Below are 20,749 nucleotides of genomic sequence, written 5' to 3' on the forward strand. Positions count from 1 at the left end.
CGAATTACTTCGTGATCTTGGTGACCTGGCCGGCGCCCACGGTACGACCACCCTCACGGATGGCGAACTTCAGGCCCTCCTCCATGGCGACCGGCTGGATCAGCGCGACCGACATCTCGGTGTTGTCGCCCGGCATGACCATCTCCGTGCCGGCCGGCAGGGTGACGACACCCGTGACGTCCGTGGTACGGAAGTAGAACTGCGGACGGTAGTTGTTGAAGAACGGGGTGTGACGGCCACCCTCGTCCTTCGACAGGATGTAGGCCTGGGCCTCGAACTCGGTGTGCGGGGTGACCGAACCGGGCTTGATGATGACCTGGCCGCGCTCGACGTCCTCGCGCTTGATGCCACGGAGGAGCAGACCGACGTTCTCGCCCGCCTGGCCCTCGTCGAGGAGCTTGCGGAACATCTCGATACCGGTGACCGTGGTGGTGGTCTTCTCTTCCTTGATACCGATGATGTCGACGGTCTCGTTGACCTTCAGGACACCACGCTCGATACGGCCGGTGACGACCGTACCGCGACCGGTGATCGTGAAGACGTCCTCGACGGGCATGAGGAACGGCTTCTCGGTGTCACGCGGCGGGGTCGGGATGGCCTCGTCGACGGCGGACATGAGGCCGAGGAGCTTCTCGCCCCACTCCTTGTCGCCCTCGAGGGCCTTCAGCGCGGAGACGCGGACGACCGGCAGGTCGTCGCCCGGGAACTCGTACTCGGAGAGCAGCTCGCGGACCTCGAGCTCGACGAGCTCCAGGATCTCCTCGTCGTCCACCATGTCGGCCTTGTTCAGGGCGACGACGATGTAGGGGACGCCGACCTGGCGGGCCAGGAGCACGTGCTCCTTGGTCTGCGGCATCGGGCCGTCGGTGGCGGCGACCACGAGGATGGCACCGTCCATCTGCGCGGCACCGGTGATCATGTTCTTGATGTAGTCCGCGTGACCCGGGCAGTCGACGTGGGCGTAGTGACGCGCCTCGGTCTGGTACTCGACGTGCGCGATGGAGATGGTGATACCGCGCTGGCGCTCCTCAGGAGCCTTGTCGATCTGGTCGAAGGCCGAGGCCTCGTTCAGGTCCGGGTACGCGTCGTGCAGCACCTTGGTAATGGCGGCCGTGAGGGTCGTCTTACCGTGGTCAATGTGACCGATGGTGCCGATGTTGACGTGCGGCTTAGTCCGCTCGAACTTCGCCTTCGCCACGGGGTCCTCCTGGAGAGTGGTTCTGTACGCCTTACTCATCGGCGCCAGGTGATCTTTGCTGGAATGCCGGCCCCTCGGGGCAACGGGAGTTGCTCCTGTTGCCCCAAAGGTTCCGGTGACAAGCCTAAAGCGTGTACTCGGAAGAGTTACTCGCCCTTGGCCTTCGCGATGATCTCCTCAGCGACGTTCCGGGGAACCTCGGCGTAGGAGTCGAACTGCATCGAGTAGCTGGCGCGACCCGAGGTCTTGCTGCGGAGGTCTCCGACGTAGCCGAACATCTCCGAAAGGGGCACGAGGCCCTTCACGACGCGAGCACCGTGACGCTCCTCCATGGCCTGGATCTGGCCACGGCGGGAGTTGATGTCACCGATGACGTCACCCATGTAGTCCTCGGGCGTGGTGACCTCTACGGCCATCATCGGCTCGAGGAGCACGGGAGAAGCCTTGCGCGCGGCCTCCTTGAAGGCCTGCGAGCCGGCGATCTTGAACGCGAGCTCGGAGGAGTCGACCTCGTGGTAGCCACCGTCGAGAAGCGTGACGCGAACGCCCGTCATCTCGTAGCCGGCCAGGATGCCGAACTGCATGGCCTCCTGCGCACCGGCGTCGACCGAAGGGATGTACTCCTTCGGGACGCGTCCGCCGGTGACCTTGTTCACGAACTCGTACGCCGGACCGTCGGTCTCGGTGATGGGCTCGATCGCGATCTGCACCTTGGCGAACTGACCGGTACCACCGGTCTGCTTCTTGTGCGTGTAGTCGTGACGCTCGACGGCCTTGCGGATCGTCTCGCGGTACGCGACCTGCGGCTTGCCGACGTTGGCCTCGACCTTGAACTCGCGCTTCATACGGTCGACCAGCACCTCGAGGTGCAGCTCGCCCATACCGCCGAGGATGGTCTGGCCCGTCTCCTCGTCCGAGTGAACGTGGAAGGAGGGGTCCTCCTCCGCGAGACGCTGGATGGCGACACCCAGCTTCTCCTGGTCACCCTTGGACTTGGGCTCGATGGCGACCTGAATGACAGGGGCCGGGAAGTCCATGGACTCCAGGATCACCTGGTTCTTGTCGTCACACAGCGTCTCACCGGTGGTGGTCTGCTTCAGGCCCATGACGGCGACGATGTCGCCGGCGCCCACCGAGTCGATCTCCTCACGCTTGTTCGCGTGCATGCGGTAGATCTTGCCGATGCGCTCCTTCTTGCCCTTGACGGAGTTCAGCACCGCAGTGCCGGCCTCCAGGCGGCCCGAGTAAACCCGGACGAAGGTGAGCTTGCCGAGGTGCGGGTCGCTCATGATCTTGAACGCCAGCGCCGCGAGCGGCTCCTCGTCGGAAGGCTTGCGCTTCACGACGACCTCGGGGTCCTTGACGTCGTGGCCCTCGATGGCCTCGATGTCCAGGGGGGACGGCAGGTAGCGGACGACAGCGTCGAGCAGGGGCTGAACGCCCTTGTTCTTGAACGCCGTGCCACAGAACACCGCGGTGATCGTGGGCTCGCCCTTGCCCTTGCCGGAGCCGAGGATGATGCGACGGACGGCGGCGTGCAGCTGCTCCACGGACGGCTCGTCGCCGTTCAGGAAGAGCTCCATGATCTCGTCGTCGTTCTCGGCGACGGTCTCGACGAGCTTCCCGCGCCACTCTTCAGCGGCCTCGGTGTGCGTGTCGGGGATGTCGACGATGTCGTACATCTCGCCCTTGGTCGCCTCGGCGGACCAGACGAACGCCTTCATCGTGACGAGGTCGACGACACCCTGGAAGTCCGCCTCGGCACCGATCGGGAGCTGCATGACGATCGGGATCGCGCCGAGGCGGCTCTCGATCATGTCGACGCAGCGGTGGAACTCGGCGCCCGTACGGTCGAGCTTGTTGACGAAGCAGATGCGCGGCACGCCGTAGCGGTCCGCCTGACGCCAAACGGTCTCGGACTGCGGCTCCACACCGGCGACACCGTCGAACACGGTGACGGCGCCGTCGAGGACGCGGAGCGAACGCTCCACCTCGACGGTGAAGTCAACGTGACCCGGGGTGTCGATGATGTTGATGGTGTGGTCGACGTCCTCGAGCGGCCAGTGGCAGGTCGTCGCGGCGGACGTGATCGTGATGCCGCGCTCCTGCTCCTGCTCCATCCAGTCCATCGTGGCAGCGCCGTCGTGGACTTCACCGATCTTGTAAGACACACCGGTGTAGAACAGGATGCGCTCGGTGGTGGTCGTCTTGCCCGCGTCGATGTGGGCCATGATGCCGATGTTGCGCACCTTGGCCAGGTCAAGCGAAGTGGTAGCCATATCGGCTCAGTCTTCTCTCGGTCTCGATGTGGGTTGGGACTACCAGCGGTAGTGCGCGAAGGCCTTGTTGGACTCGGCCATCTTGTGCGTGTCCTCGCGCTTCTTGACGGCAGCGCCAAGACCGTTGGAGGCGTCGAGCAGCTCGTTCATGAGGCGCTCGGTCATGGTCTTCTCACGACGGGCGCGGGAGTAACCCACGAGCCAGCGGAGGGCCAGGGTCGACTGGCGACCCGGCTTGACCTCGACGGGGACCTGGTAGGTCGCGCCACCGACACGGCGGGACTTGACCTCGAGGGACGGCTTGACGTTCTCCAGCGCGCGCTTCAGCGTGATGACCGGGTCGTTGCCGGTCTTCTCGCGGAGGCCTTCCATGGCGCCGTAAACGATGCGCTCGGCGGTGGAGCGCTTGCCGTTCAGGAGGATCTTGTTGATGAGCGACGTCACCAGAGGAGATGCGTAGACCGGGTCGATGATGACCGGGCGCTTCGGGGCGGGGCCCTTACGAGGCATTCTTACTTCTCCTTCTTGGCGCCGTAGCGGCTGCGGGCCTGCTTGCGGTTCTTGACAGCCTGGGTGTCAAGCGCACCGCGGATGATCTTGTAACGAACACCCGGCAGGTCCTTCACACGGCCACCACGCACGAGCACGATCGAGTGCTCCTGCAGGTTGTGTCCCTCACCCGGAATGTAAGCGGTGACCTCGATGCCGGAGGTCAGACGCACACGCGCGACCTTACGGAGCGCCGAGTTCGGCTTCTTCGGGGTGGTCGTGAACACACGCGTGCAGACGCCGCGACGCTGGGGCGAAGCCTCGAGCGCGGGGGTCTTTGTCTTCTCGACCTTGTCCTGCCGGCCCTTACGGACCAGCTGCTGGATCGTAGGCACTACTTCTCCGGTTTCTGTGTGCCGTGTAGTGAAACTAACCTGGAACTCCCCCGACCCACGCGGTCGGGTGTGTCGGAAGCTGCACGCTCTCACCGAGGTGAGGCAGGCGCAGATCGCGGTGTGTTCTTCTCGACTCTCCGCGGGGTCTTATGCACACGCGGGAGCCAGGGCACACCCCAGGCACAAGGTCAGAGCGTACCTACCTCACAGAGGTAGGTCAAAACAAATGCCCAGCACGAAAACCGACCGCGCGCAACTGGGAGACATCGGCCTTCTGCCCCGGCGACCTAAACTGGCGGCTTGCCGTCGAGCAGCAGGGAGCAGGACATTGGGGACCGTGGCACCGGAGCAGACCGCAGTCGGCGCCCCTCCCCCCGACCCCGCCCCCGGTCCCGCCCGGCGGCCGCGCCGCCGGGCAGCCCGCCTCTACGGGCCCCTGCTCGCCTTCCTCGTCACCTCGGCCGCCTTCTGCGCGGCCTGGGTGGCGCGCGGCACGTTCCCCCTCGGCGACACCGGCCGCGCCCTCAACGACCAGGCCAACCAGTACGTGCCGTTCCACCGGGCACTGTGGGACCTGGTCCACGGGCAGGCCGCCGGCGACCTGCTCTTCAGCTGGCGCGGCGGCTTCGGACAACAGTTCCTGTCCGACTACTACACCTACCTCGGCAACCCGTTCTCCTGGCTGGCCGTCCTCGTCCCGCGCGCCCACGTCGACCTGGCCGTCTTCGCGGTCACCCCGCTCACGATGGGCGCCGCCGCGGCCGTGATGACGGTGTACCTCGGCAAGCTGCACCCCGGCCCGTGGTGGCAGCGGGGCGTGCTGGGAGCCACGTACGGCCTGTGCGGCTGGGCCCTCAGCGACGCCTCGTACATCCCGATGTGGCTGTGGGGCCTGGTCGCGCTCCCGATGCTCGGCATCGCCGTCGAGTGGTGCCTGGAGGAGCGCCGCTGGCCGGGCGTGGCCCTGCTGGTCGCCCTCGCGTGGTTCGGGAACTTCTACACCGCGATGATGGCCACGATGGCCGCCTGCGTCCTGCTGGCCATCCGCATGATCACCCGTGACATGACGGGCCGGCAGCAGCTGCGCGCCGTGTGGCGCGCCGCGACGGCCGCCGGGACGGGGATCCTGCTGACCCTCCCGCTCCTCCTGCCGTCGTTCCTGTCCAGCGGGGCCGCCCAGCCCACCAAGGCCGCCGCCTTCGACCCCGTACGCATCGAGGTCTTCCTCGCCGGCATGCTCCCGGCCACCCACCTGTGGGGCGGCCGGCCGCGCCTGTACGTGGCCTCGCTGGGCCTGATCCTGGCCGGCAGCTTCCTCCTCAACACCCGGGTCGCGAAGCGGACCCGCCTGGTGTGGGCGGCGGCGACGCTGCTGGTGCTCGCCTCCTTCCAGTTCCCGCCGACGCAGTTCGTCTGGCACGGGCTGGCGGTGCCGAACGGCAACCCGTACCGCGAGACCTTCGTGTTCAGCGGCATGGTGGTGATCGTCGCCTGGCTGGCGCTGGCGAACCGGCCGCGCCCCCTCCACCTGTCCCTGGCCGCAGGACTGCTCGTCGCGGCCACCTTCGTCCTGCGCCACACCGACGACTTCGGCGGCTGGACCTGGCCCGCCGTGCTCGGCGGCGGCGCGGTCTCGCTGCTCGCGCTCCTCCTGCTCTCCCTCGGCGAGAAGCGCCGTCTCCTCATCCCCGTGGCGGCGGCCCTGATGATCGGCGTGGTCTTCGCCGAGTCCACCGTCGCCGCGGCGAACGCCGACTCCCGGCGGGCCCGCGAGCGCTGGGCCAAGCCGATCGCCACCTCGAACCGGTCGATCACCGGCCACTTCGACGCGGTCCGCGGCGTGGCCGGCTGGCCCGCCTACCGCACCGACTCCGGCGCACCCCAGACCTCGTACAACGACGCCCTCGCCCTGCGGGCGGAGGGCCCGCAGTACTACAGCAGCTACCTCCCGGAGGCCACGTACCAGGCCCTCGAGCCCCTCGGCTACGGCTTCAAGAACGACGGCCGGACCTTCTTCGGGGCCGACAACCCGGTGCTCGACGCGATCTTCTCGATCGGCGCGCGGGTCCGCCCGGGGGCCGCCCCGGGCACCTGGACGGCCTCGCGGTTCCCCGCGCCCCCGCTCGTCACCGTCCGCCCCGGCCCCTACGCCTCCCCCAACCCGGCCGACAGCGTCTACGCCCGCCAGGAGAACGTCCTGGGCTCGACCGTCTACCAGGTCCCGCAGGTCACCCGCGGGGGCAGCGCCACGGAGCAGACGTACGCCGCCCAGTGCACCCCCGGCTCCGAGGCCTACTGGTTCTCCCCCGCCCTCTACGGGACCCTCGAAACGGGCGGCGCGCAGCACCGGCTGGAGGACGAGATGACCGGAGTCGTCCCGCTCGGCCCGGTCCCCGCCTCCGGCCGGATCGACGCGACGGTGCGGACGCAGACCAAGGACGCCACCGCCGGCGACCACCCGCTGGGCTGCCTGGACCGCGCGGCCCTCGACACCGCGGTCCGCCACCTGACCACCACCGGCGCCACCGAGGTCTCCACGGGCGGCCACTCCATCGAGGCCACCCTCCCCCCGGGCGCCACCGGCACGGCGGTCCTGGCCGTGACCGCCGTCCCCGGATGGGAGTGCTCCGCCCCGGCCGGGACCTTCCACGGCCTGCTCGCCGTGGACCTCCCCCCGGGCACCCACAAGCTCTCCTGCACCTTCACCCCCAAGGGCCTCACCCCCGGCCTCGCCGCCGGCACCCTCGGCCTGATGATCCTCATCGGCGCCACCACCCCCACCCTCCTCCGCCGCCGCCGCACCTGAGCAGGGCAACGGGACCCGGGAACGAGGAAACCCCCCGCCGCTCCTCTCGGAGCCGCGGGGGGTTTCTCATACGAGCTGTCAGCCGTTGTACGGGCCGTAGTCGTAGTCCTCCAGCGGGACAGCCTGGCCGGAGCCGGTGCCGAAGGGCGAGTAGTCGATGTCGTCGTAACCGACGGCCGAGTACATCGCGGCCTTGGCTTCCTCGGTGGGCTCGACCCGGATGTTGCGGTAGCGGGCGAGGCCCGTACCGGCCGGGATGAGCTTACCGATGATGACGTTCTCCTTGAGGCCGATGAGGCTGTCGGACTTGGCGTTGATCGCCGCATCCGTCAGGACTCGGGTCGTCTCCTGGAAGGAGGCGGCCGACAGCCAGGATTCCGTCGCCAGCGAGGCCTTGGTGATACCCATCAGCTGCGGACGGCCGGAGGCGGGGTGACCGCCCTCGGTGACCACACGACGGTTCTCGGTCTCGAACTTCGACCGCTCGACCAGCTCGCCCGGCAGGAGCTCCGCGTCGCCGGACTCGATGATCGTCACGCGGCGCAGCATCTGCCGGATGATGATCTCGATGTGCTTGTCGTGGATCGACACGCCCTGCGAGTTGTACACCTTCTGGACTTCGCCGACCAGGTGGACCTGGACGGCACGCTGGCCGAGGATGCGCAGCACGTCGTGCGGGTTGGTGGCACCCATGGTGAGCTTCTGGCCCACCTCGACGTGGTCGCCCTCGTGCACGATGACCTTGGCGCGCTTCGAGATCGGGAACGCCGTCTCGTCGCTGCCGTCGTCGGGCGTGATGACGATCTTCTTCGTCTTCTCGGTCTCCTCGATCCGCACGCGGCCGGCGGCCTCGGAGATCGGGGCGACACCCTTCGGGGTACGGGCCTCGAAGAGCTCGACGACACGCGGCAGACCCTGCGTGATGTCGTCACCGGCCACACCACCGGTGTGGAAGGTACGCATCGTCAGCTGGGTACCGGGCTCACCGATGGACTGGGCGGCGATGATGCCGACCGCCTCACCGATGTCGACCAGCTTGCCGGTGGCAAGCGAGCGTCCGTAGCAGAAGGCACAGGTGCCGACCGCGGACTCGCAGGTCAGGACCGAGCGGGTCTTGACCTCCTCGACGCCGTTGGCGACCAGGGCGTCGATGAGCACGTCACCGAGGTCGACGTTGGCCGGCGCGATGACCTTGCCGTCGATGACGACGTCCTCGGCCAGCATGCGGGCGTAGATCGAGGTCTCGACGTCGTCGGCCTTGCGCAGCACGCCGTCCTCGCCGCGAACGGCGATCTTCAGCTTCAGACCGCGCTCGGTGCCACAGTCCTCCTCGCGGATGATCACGTCCTGCGAGACGTCCACCAGACGACGGGTCAGGTAACCCGAGTCGGCGGTACGCAGGGCGGTGTCCGCCAGACCCTTACGGGCACCGTGCGTGGAGATGAAGTACTCCAGAACGGTGAGGCCCTCACGGAAGGACGCCTTGATCGGACGCGGGATGGTCTCGTTCTTCGCGTTCGACACCAGACCACGCATACCGGCGATCTGTCGCATCTGCATCATGTTTCCTCGGGCACCCGAGTCAACCATCATGAAGATGGGGTTCGTCTTGGGGAAGTTCGCGTTCATCGCCTCGGCAACCTCGTTGGTCGCCTTGGTCCAGATCGCGATGAGCTCCTGCGTGCGCTCGTCCTTGGTGATCAGACCGCGCTCGTACTGCTTCTGGACCTTCTCGTCCTGCGCCTCGTAGCCCGCGACGATGGCCTTCTTGGCCTCGGGCACGACGACGTCGGAGATGGCCACGGTGACGCCCGAACGGGTCGCCCAGTGGAAGCCGGCCGCCTTCAGGTTGTCGAGCGTCGCCGCCACGATGACCTTGGGGTAGCGCTCCGCCAGGTCGTTGACGATCTCGGAGAGCTGCTTCTTGCCCACCGAGTAGTCGACGAACGGGTAGTCCTCGGGCAGCAGCTCGTTGAAGAGCGCGCGGCCCAGGGTGGTGCGCAGACGGAAGCTGTCGCCCGGCTGGAACTCCTGCTCGCCCTCCTCGGCGACCGGCGGCACCCAGCCGCGCGGCGGGATGGTGCCCACCGGGAAGCGGATGTCGACGGACGACTGGAGCGCCAGCTCGCCGGCGTCGAACGCCATGGTCGCCTCGGCCGTGGAGCCGAACGCGCGGCCCTCGCCCTTGGTGTCACGGAGCTCACCGTCGGTGGTCAGGAAGAACAGACCGAGGACCATGTCCTGGGTCGGCATCGTGACCGGACGGCCGTCGGCCGGCTTGAGGATGTTGTTCGAGGACAGCATCAGGATGCGGGCCTCGGCCTGCGCCTCCGCGGAGAGCGGCAGGTGCACGGCCATCTGGTCACCGTCGAAGTCCGCGTTGAACGCGGTGCAGACGAGCGGGTGGATCTGAATGGCCTTGCCTTCGACCAGCTGGGGCTCGAAGGCCTGGATGCCGAGGCGGTGCAGCGTGGGCGCACGGTTCAGGAGGACCGGGTGCTCGGCGATGACCTCTTCGAGCACGTCGTACACGACCGTGCGGCCGCGCTCGACCATGCGCTTCGCCGACTTGATGTTCTGCGCGTGGTTCAGGTCGACCAGGCGCTTCATCACGAACGGCTTGAAGAGCTCCAGTGCCATGGCCTTGGGCAGACCACACTGGTGCAGCTTCAGCTGGGGACCGACGACGATCACGGAACGCGCGGAGTAGTCCACGCGCTTGCCGAGGAGGTTCTGACGGAATCGACCCTGCTTGCCCTTCAGCATGTCGCTGAGGGACTTCAGGGGACGGTTGCCGGGACCGGTCACCGGACGACCACGACGACCGTTGTCGAAGAGGGCGTCGACGGCCTCCTGGAGCATGCGCTTCTCGTTGTTCACGATGATCTCGGGGGCACCGAGGTCGAGAAGGCGCTTCAGGCGGTTGTTGCGGTTGATCACGCGGCGGTACAGGTCGTTCAGGTCGGAGGTCGCGAAGCGGCCACCGTCCAGCTGCACCATCGGACGCAGGTCCGGCGGGATCACCGGCACGCAGTCCAGAACCATGCCCTTGGGCTTGTTGCTGGTCTGCAGGAACGCGGAGACGACCTTGAGGCGCTTGAGCGCACGGGTCTTCTTCTGGCCCTTGCCGGTACGGATGATCTCGCGGAGGCGCTCGGCCTCCTCCTCGAGGTCGAAGGACTCCAGGCGCTTCTGCAGCGCGGCGGCGCCCATGCAGCCGTCGAAGTACGTGCCGAAGCGGTCACGCAGCTCGCGGTAGAGCAGCTCGTCGCCCTCGAGGTCCTGGACCTTGAGGTTCTTGAAGCGGGCCCACACCTCGTCGAGGCGGTCGATCTCGCGCTGGGCGCGGTCACGGAGCTGCTTCATCTCGCGCTCGGCACCTTCGCGCACCTTGCGGCGTACGTCGGCCTTCGCGCCCTCGGCCTCGAGCTCGGCCAGGTCGGTCTCGAGCTTCTTGGCACGGCCTTCGAGGTCCGCGTCACGGCGGTTCTCGATCTGCTGGCGCTCGACGGAGACGTGCGCCTCCAGCGACGGGAGGTCGCGGGTGCGACGCTCGTCGTCGACGAACGTGATCATGTACGCGGCGAAGTAGATGACCTTCTCGAGGTCCTTCGGCGCGAGGTCCAGCAGGTATCCGAGGCGCGACGGGACGCCCTTGAAGTACCAGATGTGGGTGACGGGAGCGGCAAGCTCGATGTGGCCCATCCGCTCACGGCGCACCTTGGCGCGCGTGACCTCGACGCCACACCGCTCACAGATGATGCCCTTGAAGCGGACACGCTTGTACTTGCCGCAGTAGCACTCCCAGTCCCGGGTCGGACCGAAGATCTTCTCGCAGAAGAGTCCGTCCTTCTCGGGCTTGAGGGTGCGGTAGTTGATGGTCTCCGGCTTCTTGACCTCGCCGTGCGACCAGGTTCGGATGTCGTCCGCGGTGGCAAGGCCGATCCGCAGCTCGTCGAAGAAGTTGACGTCGAGCACTGTGCGTCAATCCCTCTTTCGGGGTCGAGTCTCAATCATGGTCTGAACGGTCCCGGGGATGACGGGGGGCTCTTGAGCGAGCCCCCCGTCAGGCCCGTCAGACCTCTTCGACGCTGCTCGGCTCGCGCCGGGACAGGTCGATACCGAGCTCCTCCGCCGCGCGGAAGACGTCCTCGTCGGTGTCGCGCATCTCGATGGACATGCCGTCCGAGGACAGCACCTCCACGTTGAGGCAGAGCGACTGCATTTCCTTGATGAGCACCTTGAAGGACTCGGGAATGCCCGGCTCGGGGATGTTCTCGCCCTTGACGATGGCCTCGTAGACCTTCACGCGGCCGGTGACGTCGTCGGACTTGATGGTCAGCAGCTCCTGGAGGGCGTAAGCGGCGCCATAAGCCTCGAGCGCCCACACCTCCATCTCACCGAAGCGCTGGCCACCGAACTGAGCCTTACCACCCAGCGGCTGCTGCGTGATCATGGAGTACGGACCGGTCGACCGAGCGTGGAGCTTGTCGTCGACCAGGTGGTGGAGCTTGAGGATGTACATGTACCCGATCGAGATCGGGTCCGGGAACGGCTCGCCGGAGCGGCCGTCGAACAGACGCGCCTTGCCGGACGGGAGGACCAGGCGGTCGCCGTCACGGTTCGGGATGGTGTGCTCGAACAGGCCCGCGAGCTCGTCCTCGCGCGCACCGTCGAACACCGGGGTGGCGACGTTGGTACCCGGCGCGACCTTGTCGGCGCCGATGACCTTCAGCCGCTCGGCCCATTCCTCGCCGAGCCCGGAGACGTCCCAGCCGCGGCTGGCGAGCCAGCCGAGGTGGATCTCCAGGACCTGTCCCGGGTTCATTCGGGACGGGACACCCAGCGGGTTCAGGATGATGTCGACCGGCGTGCCGTCCTCGAGGAAGGGCATGTCCTCGATCGGAAGGATCTTGGAGATGACACCCTTGTTGCCGTGGCGGCCGGCGAGCTTGTCACCGTCGGTGATCTTGCGCTTCTGGGCGACGTAGACGCGGACCAGCTGGTTCACGCCCGGGGGAAGCTCGTCGCCCTCCTCGCGGTCGAAGACGCGGACACCGATGACCTTGCCGATCTCACCGTGAGGGACCTTGAGCGAGGTGTCACGCACCTCGCGGGCCTTCTCACCGAAGATCGCGCGGAGCAGGCGCTCCTCCGGGGTCAGCTCGGTCTCACCCTTGGGCGTGACCTTGCCGACCAGGATGTCGCCGGCGACGACGTCCGCACCGATGCGGATGATGCCGCGCTCGTCGAGGTCCGCGAGGACCTCCTCGGAGACGTTCGGGATGTCCCGGGTGATCTCCTCGGGGCCGAGCTTGGTGTCACGGGCGTCGACCTCGTGCTCCTCGATGTGGATCGAGGAGAGGACGTCGTCCTGCACGAGGCGCTGCGACAGGATGATCGCGTCCTCGTAGTTGTGACCTTCCCACGGCATGAACGCGACGAGCAGGTTCTTGCCGAGGGCCATCTCGCCCTCTTCGGTCGCCGGTCCGTCGGCGAGGACCTGGGACTCGATGATCCGGTCACCCTCGTTGACGATGACCTTCTGGTTGACCGAGGTGCCCTGGTTCGAGCGGGAGAACTTGGCGACGCGGTACGTGGTGTACGTGCCGTCGTCGTTGGCGACGGTGATGTAGTCGGCCGAGACCTCCTGGACGACACCGTCCTTCTCCGCGCGGATCGAGTCACCGGCGTCGACCGCACAGCGGTACTCCATGCCGGTGCCGACGAGCGGGGCCTCCGCCTTGATGAGCGGAACGGCCTGGCGCATCATGTTCGCGCCCATGAGGGCACGGTTGGCGTCGTCGTGCTCCAGGAAGGGGATCATCGCGGTCGCGACGGACACCATCTGGCGCGGGGAGACGTCCATGTAGTCGACGTCGTCGCCGGCGATGTAGTCGATCTCGCCGCCACGACGGCGCACCAGCACGCGGTTCTCGGTGAAGCGCATGTCCTCGGACAGGCCGGCGTTGGCCTGGGCGATGACGAAGCGGTCTTCCTCGTCGGCCGTCAGGTAGTCGACCTCGTCGGTGACGACGCCGTCGATGACCTTGCGGTACGGGGTCTCCACGAAGCCGAACGCGTTGACGCGGCCGTAGGAGGCGAGCGAGCCGATCAGACCGATGTTCGGGCCTTCAGGGGTCTCGATCGGGCACATGCGGCCGTAGTGCGACGGGTGAACGTCACGGACCTCGAAGCCGGCCCGCTCACGGGACAGACCGCCGGGGCCCAGCGCCGACAGGCGGCGCTTGTGGGTCAGGCCCGAGAGCGGGTTGTTCTGGTCCATGAACTGCGACAGCTGGCTGGTGCCGAAGAACTCCTTGATGGAGGCGACGACCGGCCGGATGTTGATCAGGGTCTGCGGCGTGATCGCCTCGACGTCCTGGGTGGTCATGCGCTCGCGCACGACGCGCTCCATACGAGCCAGACCCGTGCGGACCTGGTTCTGGATGAGCTCGCCGACGTTGCGCAGACGACGGTTGCCGAAGTGGTCGATGTCATCGGTCTCGACCACGATCGAACGGCCGGACTCGCCGGTCGTCTCGGTCTCGCCGGCGTGCAGCTTGACCAGGTACTTGATCGTCGCGATGACGTCGTCGGTGGTGAGCACGCCGGCGTCGAGCGGCTCGTCGGCGCCGAGCTTCTTGTTCACCTTGTAGCGGCCGACCTTGGCGAGGTCGTAGCGCTTCGGGTTGAAGTAGAGGTTCTCGAGCAGCGTCTGAGCGGCCTCACGGGTCGGCGGCTCGCCCGGGCGCAGCTTGCGGTAGATGTCGAGCAGCGCGTCGTCCTGACCCTGGGTGTGGTCCTTCTCCAGGGTGGCGCGCATGGACTCGTACTCGCCGAACTCCTCGAGGATCTGCTCAGTGGTCCAGCCGAGAGCCTTCAGGAGGACGGTGACGGACTGCTTGCGCTTGCGGTCGATGCGTACACCGACCATGTCGCGCTTGTCGATCTCCATCTCCAGCCAGGCACCCCGGGACGGGATGATCTTGGCGGAGAAGATGTCCTTGTCGGACGTCTTGTCGATGGAGGAGTCGAAGTAGACACCAGGGGAGCGGACAAGCTGCGACACGACGACACGCTCGGTGCCGTTGATGACGAAGGTGCCCTTGTTGGTCATGAGCGGGAAGTCGCCCATGAAGACCGTCTGAGACTTGATCTCTCCGGTCTCGTTGTTCGTGAACTCGGCGGTGACGAACAGCGGAGCCGCGTACGTGAAGTCGCGCTCCTTGCACTCGTCGACAGAGTTCTTCGCCGGCTCGAAACGGTGGTCGCGGAAGGTCAGCGACATCGACCCGGAGAAGTCCTCGATCGGCGAGATCTCCTCGAAGATCTCTTCCAGACCGGACTTGGTGGGGACGTCCTGTCCACTCTCAAGCGCCGACTCGACGCGAGACTTCCAGGCGGCATTGCCGAGAAGCCAGTCAAAGCTCTCGGTCTGCAGCGCCAGGAGGTTCGGAACCTCGAGGGGCTCCTTGATCTTTGCAAAGGAGATGCGCAGCGGGGCGGTGCTGGCACCGTTGTTCGTATTGGTCGAGGCGTTGCGCGAGGCGGCCAAGAGGGGGTCCTTCCGAGGGCTCGGACTCACTACGCGCGTACCGGTCCCAGCAGACACAGAAGACAAGCCCCCCAAATCCAGCTGAAAGGCCAGGTCAGGGCGGATCAATCAAGTGTGCTCAAGCGTGGGCATGTCCCTGGCGACGGGCAGGGGACAGCTAACAGGCAGCGCAAAGGGTCAGTGTAGCCACTTGGCTCACTGATGTCCAGACCAGGTTTCCGGAAACCGGCAACAGGCCTTCCCCAACTCGTTCCACCCACGCAGTGTCCGTCCGACCCTGCGTCCAACGCGTGCGGCTCTCGTACACAGAGCGCGTATCAGTACTGCCCTCTTCGTAGTCGATCCATGCCTCGGATCTCGGATCGAGGTGGTCGACCTCTCGACGGGTCTGAGAATTGCGCGCCGCGTCCCGTTCGTCAAGGCCCCCTGCTCCGAGCGGATCATCTTCGGACCCAGCCCCGGGGCAACGATGATCACCCTACTCCCCAACGAGACCAGGGCAAGTCAGGCACTGCGGGTACGCCAAAGGGCGACCACCCTTACGGGTGATCGCCCTTGGCTGAGGCCTCAGAGGGGCCTCAGAGGTGTTACTTGACCTCGACAGCCGCGCCGGCAGCCTTGAGGGACTCGGCGGCCTTGTCAGCGGCCTCCTTGGCGACCTTCTCGAGGACCGGCTTCGGAGCGCCGTCCACGAGGTCCTTGGCCTCCTTCAGACCCAGGGAGGTCAGCTCACGCACGACCTTGATGACCTGGATCTTCTTGTCGCCGGCACCGGTGAGGATGACGTCGAACTCGTCCTGCTCCTCGGCGGGGGCACCAGCGTCGCCACCGGCGACACCGGCGGGGGCAACGGCGACGGCCGCGGCGGCGGTGACGTCGAACTTCTCCTCGAAGGCCTTCACGAACTCGGAGAGCTCGATGAGGGTCATCTCCTCGAACTGGGCGAGGAGGTCGTCCTGAGAGAGCTTCGCCATGATGGGCGATCCTTCCACTAATTCGGCAGGTGCCGGATGTATATAGAGGCGGGCGTAACGGCCCGCTACGACCCACGCACTAGGCGGCGTGGATCAGTGCGCGAGCCGAATTACTCGGCACCGCCCTGCTCGGCGAGCTTGACGCGAAGCGCTTCCGCGGTGCGGACGAACTTCGACGGCAGCGCCTGGAAGAGCGAGGCAGCCTGAGACTGCTTGCCCTTGAACGCGCCGGCCAGCTTGCTGAGCAGAACCTCGCGGGACTCGAGGTCCGCAAGCTTCTTGATCTCATCGGCGGTGAGCGCCTTGCCATCAAGGACACCCGCCTTGATGATGAGATTCGGGTTTTCCTTGGCGAAGTCACGCAGGCTCTTCGCCGACTCCACCGGGTCACCGGTGATGAAGGCGACCGCGGTCGGACCAGCGAAGTGCTCGTCCAGCGCGGTGATCCCGGCCTGGTTGGCCGCAATCTTGGTCAGCGTGTTCTTCACCACGGCGTACTGGGCGTTCTCACCGAGCGAACGACGCAGCGTCTTGAGCTGCGCGACGGTGAGACCCCGGTACTCGGTCAGCACGGCGGCGTTCGAGCTCTGGAACTGGTCCGTGAGCTCGGCTACCGCGGCAGCCTTGTCGGGCCTTGCCATAGAGCGTCGGCCTCCTTCCGGGTGATGAGGACCGCTCAGAAGGGGCTGAACAAAACGAAACGCCCCGGCGCAAGCGCACGGGGCTGAAGCTCGACCGAATCACTCCGGGAGCTTTTCCACGAACACCTGCGCAGGACGTCCGCACTCAGCGGATCCTTCGGCCGCCGCAACCCTTGCGGGCACGGCAACGACCAGCGGTCTTTGGCTTCTCCGGAAGAGTACGTGAAGGCCGCCAGTCGAGGCAAATCGCCTCGGCCCCGCCCTCTCGCGAGGGGCCGAGGCCCTGCCCGGGAACCGCCGAGACCGGTCTCAGGAGCCGCCGAGGCCGCCCAGTCCGGCGTCCCGCAGCGTCTTGTCGGCCTCCTTCAGGTCCGCGTCGACGTCCTTCAGCTTCCGGTCCGTCTCCGCCAGGCTGTCGCGCGTTTCCTTCAGGCTCTGGTCGGTCTCCTTCAGGCTGTCGTCCAGGTCGACGACCTGGTCGGCCGGCGGGGCCTCGATCGGGGCCACCTTGCCGAATTCCGAGAACTTCGCCGTGGTCTTCGTCGAGCCGGTCCCGTCCGTGCTCACGCTGTCGACGCGGACGGGGTAGCCGTCCTTGTCGATCCACAGGTCCACCTCGAAGCTCTTGAGGCTCTTCACGGACTCGTGGAGGTACTGGCGGTTCTTCTCCTCCATGACCTTGGTGGACTCGTCCGCCTTGAGCAGGTCCTCCTGGGTGAGGGTGCCCTTGTAGTGCTGGGCGTCGGTGCCGTCGGTCTTCTCGGCCCCGACGTGGGTCAGCTTCTCCTGGCCCAGGGCCATCGCCAGGTACTCGGCCGGGTCGTCGTTCAGCCGGACCCCCGGCTTGCCGTCCTTGGCCAGGTTCATCCTCATCCAGGTCTTGCCCTTGAGGGGCTTGTCCAGCTGGGTGTGGATGAAGTCCCCGATCATGATCGAGCGGGCCTCGGGCTGCTCGCCCTTCAGCAGTACGTCGTGGCTGGACGGGTACCAGCCCTTGGTGCCGGACTGGGTACTGGTCTTGCCGTCGGCCCCGACGATGGTCAGCTCCGCCTTGGCGAACCTGGCGGCCACCGTCTTCAGGTAGGACGCCTTCACCGCCTCCACGGGCGAGTGCGCCTTCGCGTCCGCCCCGTGGCCCCCGTCGGTCTTTCCGCCGCCCGCGTCGGCCTTGTCGCCGCCGCAGGCCGTGAGGCCGCCCACGAGCAGTGCGGTACCCGCGATCGCGATACCGGCTCGGGTCCGGACAGCCTGGTGCATGTGTTCTCCCCCATGATCGTGCGTCGAATTCACCGCGACCCTACGTGCCCCCTCGGCCGGATCTCGCCCCGATTACGCCCGTATCGGGGGACATGTGGCCCGGAACACGGAAAACGGGCCCCTCGCCGCCCTGTGAAGGGGGCGAGGGGCCCGTTCAGCCACTCAGCGAGCCGTCAGGCTCAGACAGCAGCCGGGTCTTCCTCGACGAGGAGGTTCCGGGTGCGGTTCGAGTCCAGCTGGATGCCGGGACCCATCGTGGTGCTCAGGGCGGCCTTCTTGATGTAGCGGCCCTTCGCGGCGGACGGCTTCAGACGAAGGATCTCGTCGAGGGCCGCGCCGTAGTTCTCGACCAGCTGCTCATCGGAGAAGGAGACCTTGCCGATGATGAAGTGCAGGTTCGAGTGCTTGTCGACGCGGAACTCGATCTTGCCACCCTTGATCTCGGTGACGGCCTTCGCGACGTCCATCGTGACGGTGCCGGTCTTCGGGTTCGGCATGAGGCCACGGGGACCGAGCACGCGGCCGAGGCGGCCGACCTTGCCCATGAGGTCCGGGGTGGCCACAACGGCGTCGAACTCGTTCAGGCGGTTGCCCTTGGCGATCTCGTTGATCAGCTCGTCGTCGCCGACAATGTCGGCGCCGGCGGCTTCCGCGGCCGCAGCACGGTCACCGGTCGCGAAGACCAGGACCCGGGCGGTCTTGCCGGTGCCGTGCGGGAGGTTCACGGTGCCGCGGACCATCTGGTCGGCCTTGCGCGGGTCGACACCCAGGCGGAAGGCGACCTCGACGGTGCCGTCGAACTTGGTCGTGGAGGTCTCCTTGGCGAGACGGACGGCCTCGAGCGGGGCGTACAGCTTGTCCCGGTCGACCTTGGCGTCCGCAGCGCGGAGAGTCTTGCTGCGCTTCACTTCTGCTCCTGTTTGTTTTCTTCAGGCGTGGAGTCGTGGTGCGGACCAGCGCTTGGTCCTACCACTGGTGGTGCTGGAGGGGGCTGGATCAGCCTTCGACGGTGATGCCCATCGAGCGCGCGGTGCCGGAAATGATCTTCACGGCGGCGTCGATGTCGTTGGCGTTCAGGTCGGGCATCTTCAGCTCGGCGATCTCCTTGACCTGGGCGGCCGTGAGCTTGGCGACCTTGGTCTTGTGGGGCTCGCCGGAGCCCTTCTCCACGCCCGCGTGCTTCAGGATGAGGCGCGCGGCCGGCGGAGTCTTGGTGATGAAGGTGAAGGAGCGGTCGTCGTAGACCGTGATCTCCACCGGCACGACCATGCCACGCTGCGACTCGGTCGCGGCGTTGTAGGCCTTGCAGAACTCCATGATGTTGACGCCGTGCTGACCGAGCGCGGGGCCGACCGGCGGAGCCGGGTTGGCCGCACCGGCCTTGATCTGGAGCTTGATGAGCCCCGTGATCTTCTTCTTCTTGGGAGGCATTGCTCTCTCCGGGTCCTAGTGAGAGTTTTTCGCCGCCAACCGGTCATCCGGATGGAGGCATACCGCACCACGATAACGGGTATCGGTGCGGGGCTGAAAACCGAGCAGGTCAGACCGCCCTTTACGGGGCGATCTGACCTGTCCGGAAGCTTTGTCTCAGAAGATCAGTTCTTCTGGATCTGGTCGAAGCTGAGCTCGACCGGGGTCTCGCGACCGAAGATCTCGACGAGGCCCTTGACCTTCTTCGAGTCGGGGTTGATCTCGTTGATCGTCGCCTGCAGCGTCGCGAACGGGCCGTCGGTGACGGTGACCGAGTCGCCGACCTCGAAGTCCAGGACCTCGATGGTGCGCTTGACGGCGGGCGCCGGCAGACCGGCGGCCTCCGCGGCGGCCTTGTCGGCCTTCTCCTTGGCCTCCGGCGCGAGCATCTTGACGATCTCGTCCAGGGTCAGCGGGTACGGGTCGTACGCGTTGCCGACGAAGCCGGTGACGCCAGGCGTGTTGCGGACGACGCCCCAGGACTCGTTCGTCAGATCCATGCGGACGAGAACGTAACCGGGCAGCTTGTTCTGCCGGACGTTCTTGCGCTCGCCGTTCTTGATCTGGACGATCTCTTCCTCGGGCACCTCGGCCTGGTAGATGAACTCCTCGACGTTCAGCGAGACGGCACGCTGCTCCAGGTTGGCCTTCACGCGCTTCTCGTAGCCGGCGTAGGTGTGGATCACGTACCACTCGCCGGGAAGCAGACGGAGCTCGTCGCGCAGGGCCTGGACGGGGTCCACGGGCTCGGCGGGCTCGACCGGGGCGGCCTCTTCGGCCTCCTCGTCGTCGGCCTCGGCCTCGACCTCGACCTCGGTCTCGACGTCCGCGTCGACGGCCTCTTCGGTCTCGGCGTCGGCCTCGATCTCGTCCTCGACGTGCAGCGCTGCCTCTTCGGCGGCGACACCCGCCTCGGCGTCGGCGTGCTCGGCCTCATCGGGGTCCACAGCGTCTGCCGCCTCGACGATGTCGAGCTCGTCCTCGACGGACTCGACGGAGTCGTGGCTCGCGTTCAGGTTCGGGTCAGACACGGTGGCTGCTTCTTCCTGGATACAAAAGGTGGTGGAACATGCGAAAACGGGCGGCACCCATCAAGGCGCCGCCCTCCGCGGGGATCAGCCGAAGACGAACTTGATGGCTTCCTGGAACCCATAGTCAATCACGGTCACCAGACCGATCATGATGACGACGAAGACAATCACCACGGTGGTGTACGTCGTGAGCTGGTTACGAGTGGGCCAGACGACCTTGCGGAGTTCCGCGATGATCTGGCGGTAGAAGAGCGCGAGCCGACCCAGAGGGCCCTTCTTGCCGCGCTTGCCGCCCTTGCGGGCCTTCTTCTCGCGCGTCTCGTCCTCGGCGTCAGGCATGTCGATGGAGCCCAGGGCGTCCGTCACGTCTCTCACCTGAATCCGGGTCGTGGCCGTACCGCGCCCGGTTGCGCCGCACGGCGTTGCATCTAAGTACGTACCTGCGCACACACATCCGAGAAGGAGTGTGGAGCAGGGCCGGAGGGACTCGAACCCCCAACCGCTGGTTTTGGAGACCAGTGCTCTACCAATTGAGCTACGACCCTTTGCGTCCCCCAACCTACCGCATCCGGGCGAGTGCACGGAGTGCTCACGCTTTGCAGCGGCTGGCGAGGTCCAACGACAGGTGAGTGTACGTGAACTGGGCCCTGA

At 66.7% G+C, this 20,749-nt stretch carries 14 protein-coding genes and 1 tRNA gene; 1 reads left to right on the forward strand and 14 read right to left on the reverse strand.

Annotation, left to right across the window (positions count from 1 at the left end; translation table 11 throughout):
• Nucleotides 1-4 precede the first annotated feature (4 nt).
• The 4 genes from tuf to rpsL form a co-directional block, all read right to left on the reverse strand.
• Nucleotides 5-1,198 (reverse strand): elongation factor Tu, encoded by a 1,194-nt coding sequence (tuf, locus tag ACZ6JT_RS12765; RefSeq protein WP_030653602.1) that lies wholly within the window; start codon nucleotides 1,196-1,198, stop codon nucleotides 5-7.
• Between the two features lie 146 nt (nucleotides 1,199-1,344).
• Nucleotides 1,345-3,477 carry an elongation factor G gene (gene fusA / locus ACZ6JT_RS12770; RefSeq protein WP_030710317.1) on the reverse strand — a complete coding sequence of 711 codons (2,133 nt, stop codon included), beginning with the start codon at nucleotides 3,475-3,477 and terminating at the stop codon, nucleotides 1,345-1,347.
• Between the two features lie 39 nt (nucleotides 3,478-3,516).
• Nucleotides 3,517-3,987, reverse strand: coding sequence for a 30S ribosomal protein S7 (gene rpsG, locus ACZ6JT_RS12775; RefSeq protein WP_007265894.1), 471 nt, complete (start codon nucleotides 3,985-3,987; stop codon nucleotides 3,517-3,519).
• A 2-nt stretch (nucleotides 3,988-3,989) separates the two neighbouring features.
• On the reverse strand, nucleotides 3,990-4,361 hold the full coding sequence (rpsL, locus tag ACZ6JT_RS12780; RefSeq protein ID WP_007265893.1) for a 30S ribosomal protein S12: 372 nt from the start codon (nucleotides 4,359-4,361) through the stop codon (nucleotides 3,990-3,992).
• 337 nt (nucleotides 4,362-4,698) lie between these two features.
• Between rpsL and ACZ6JT_RS12785 the strand changes: the two genes are divergently transcribed.
• Nucleotides 4,699-7,167, forward strand: coding sequence for a YfhO family protein (locus ACZ6JT_RS12785; RefSeq protein ID WP_469209389.1), 2,469 nt, complete (start codon nucleotides 4,699-4,701; stop codon nucleotides 7,165-7,167).
• Between the two features lie 78 nt (nucleotides 7,168-7,245).
• On the opposite strand, the gene ACZ6JT_RS12790 is transcribed toward ACZ6JT_RS12785, so the two are convergent.
• From ACZ6JT_RS12790 to ACZ6JT_RS12835, 10 genes are all read right to left on the reverse strand, one after another.
• Nucleotides 7,246-11,145 (reverse strand): DNA-directed RNA polymerase subunit beta', encoded by a 3,900-nt coding sequence (locus tag ACZ6JT_RS12790; RefSeq protein ID WP_469209390.1) that lies wholly within the window; start codon nucleotides 11,143-11,145, stop codon nucleotides 7,246-7,248.
• Nucleotides 11,146-11,242: 97 nt separating this feature from the next.
• Nucleotides 11,243-14,725, reverse strand: a complete 3,483-nt coding sequence (gene rpoB / locus ACZ6JT_RS12795) for a DNA-directed RNA polymerase subunit beta (RefSeq protein ID WP_030710308.1) — start codon at nucleotides 14,723-14,725, stop codon at nucleotides 11,243-11,245.
• Between the two features lie 587 nt (nucleotides 14,726-15,312).
• The gene (rplL, locus tag ACZ6JT_RS12800; protein ID WP_469209391.1) at nucleotides 15,313-15,699 is read right to left on the reverse strand and encodes a 50S ribosomal protein L7/L12; all 387 of its coding nucleotides are present in this window, start codon (nucleotides 15,697-15,699) and stop codon (nucleotides 15,313-15,315) included.
• Between the two features lie 110 nt (nucleotides 15,700-15,809).
• Entirely contained in the window at nucleotides 15,810-16,340 is a 531-nt protein-coding gene (rplJ, locus tag ACZ6JT_RS12805) for a 50S ribosomal protein L10 (protein ID WP_215144029.1), read from the reverse strand.
• A 309-nt stretch (nucleotides 16,341-16,649) separates the two neighbouring features.
• The gene (locus ACZ6JT_RS12810; RefSeq protein ID WP_469209392.1) at nucleotides 16,650-17,597 is read right to left on the reverse strand and encodes an SCO4651 family lipoprotein; all 948 of its coding nucleotides are present in this window, start codon (nucleotides 17,595-17,597) and stop codon (nucleotides 16,650-16,652) included.
• A gap of 179 nt (nucleotides 17,598-17,776) precedes the next feature.
• Entirely contained in the window at nucleotides 17,777-18,505 is a 729-nt protein-coding gene (gene rplA / locus ACZ6JT_RS12815) for a 50S ribosomal protein L1 (protein ID WP_469209393.1), read from the reverse strand.
• Nucleotides 18,506-18,593: 88 nt separating this feature from the next.
• Complete coding sequence (gene rplK, locus ACZ6JT_RS12820) at nucleotides 18,594-19,028, reverse strand: 50S ribosomal protein L11 (protein WP_030710298.1); 435 nt, start codon at nucleotides 19,026-19,028, stop codon at nucleotides 18,594-18,596.
• A 164-nt stretch (nucleotides 19,029-19,192) separates the two neighbouring features.
• A complete protein-coding gene (gene nusG / locus ACZ6JT_RS12825) occupies nucleotides 19,193-20,098 on the reverse strand; it encodes a transcription termination/antitermination protein NusG (protein ID WP_469209394.1) in 906 nt (301 codons plus the stop codon).
• A gap of 84 nt (nucleotides 20,099-20,182) precedes the next feature.
• Nucleotides 20,183-20,464 (reverse strand): preprotein translocase subunit SecE, encoded by a 282-nt coding sequence (secE, locus tag ACZ6JT_RS12830; protein ID WP_403889638.1) that lies wholly within the window; start codon nucleotides 20,462-20,464, stop codon nucleotides 20,183-20,185.
• A 106-nt stretch (nucleotides 20,465-20,570) separates the two neighbouring features.
• Nucleotides 20,571-20,643 (reverse strand) — tRNA-Trp (locus tag ACZ6JT_RS12835).
• Nucleotides 20,644-20,749 lie beyond the last annotated feature (106 nt).

This window comes from Streptomyces sp. NPDC046308 (assembly GCF_055588065.1).

Excerpts from the sequence above, each read along its gene's own strand:
- rpsG (WP_007265894.1), bottom strand. The coding sequence starts at position 3,987 with ATGCCTCGTAAGGGCCCCGCCCCGAAGCGCCCGGTCATCATCGACCCG.
- ACZ6JT_RS12810 (WP_469209392.1), bottom strand. The coding sequence starts at position 17,597 with ATGCACCAGGCTGTCCGGACCCGAGCCGGTATCGCGATCGCGGGTACC.
- rplJ (WP_215144029.1), bottom strand. The coding sequence starts at position 16,340 with ATGGCAAGGCCCGACAAGGCTGCCGCGGTAGCCGAGCTCACGGACCAG.
- fusA (WP_030710317.1), bottom strand. The coding sequence starts at position 3,477 with ATGGCTACCACTTCGCTTGACCTGGCCAAGGTGCGCAACATCGGCATC.
- rplL (WP_469209391.1), bottom strand. The coding sequence starts at position 15,699 with ATGGCGAAGCTCTCTCAGGACGACCTCCTCGCCCAGTTCGAGGAGATG.
- rplK (WP_030710298.1), bottom strand. The coding sequence starts at position 19,028 with ATGCCTCCCAAGAAGAAGAAGATCACGGGGCTCATCAAGCTCCAGATC.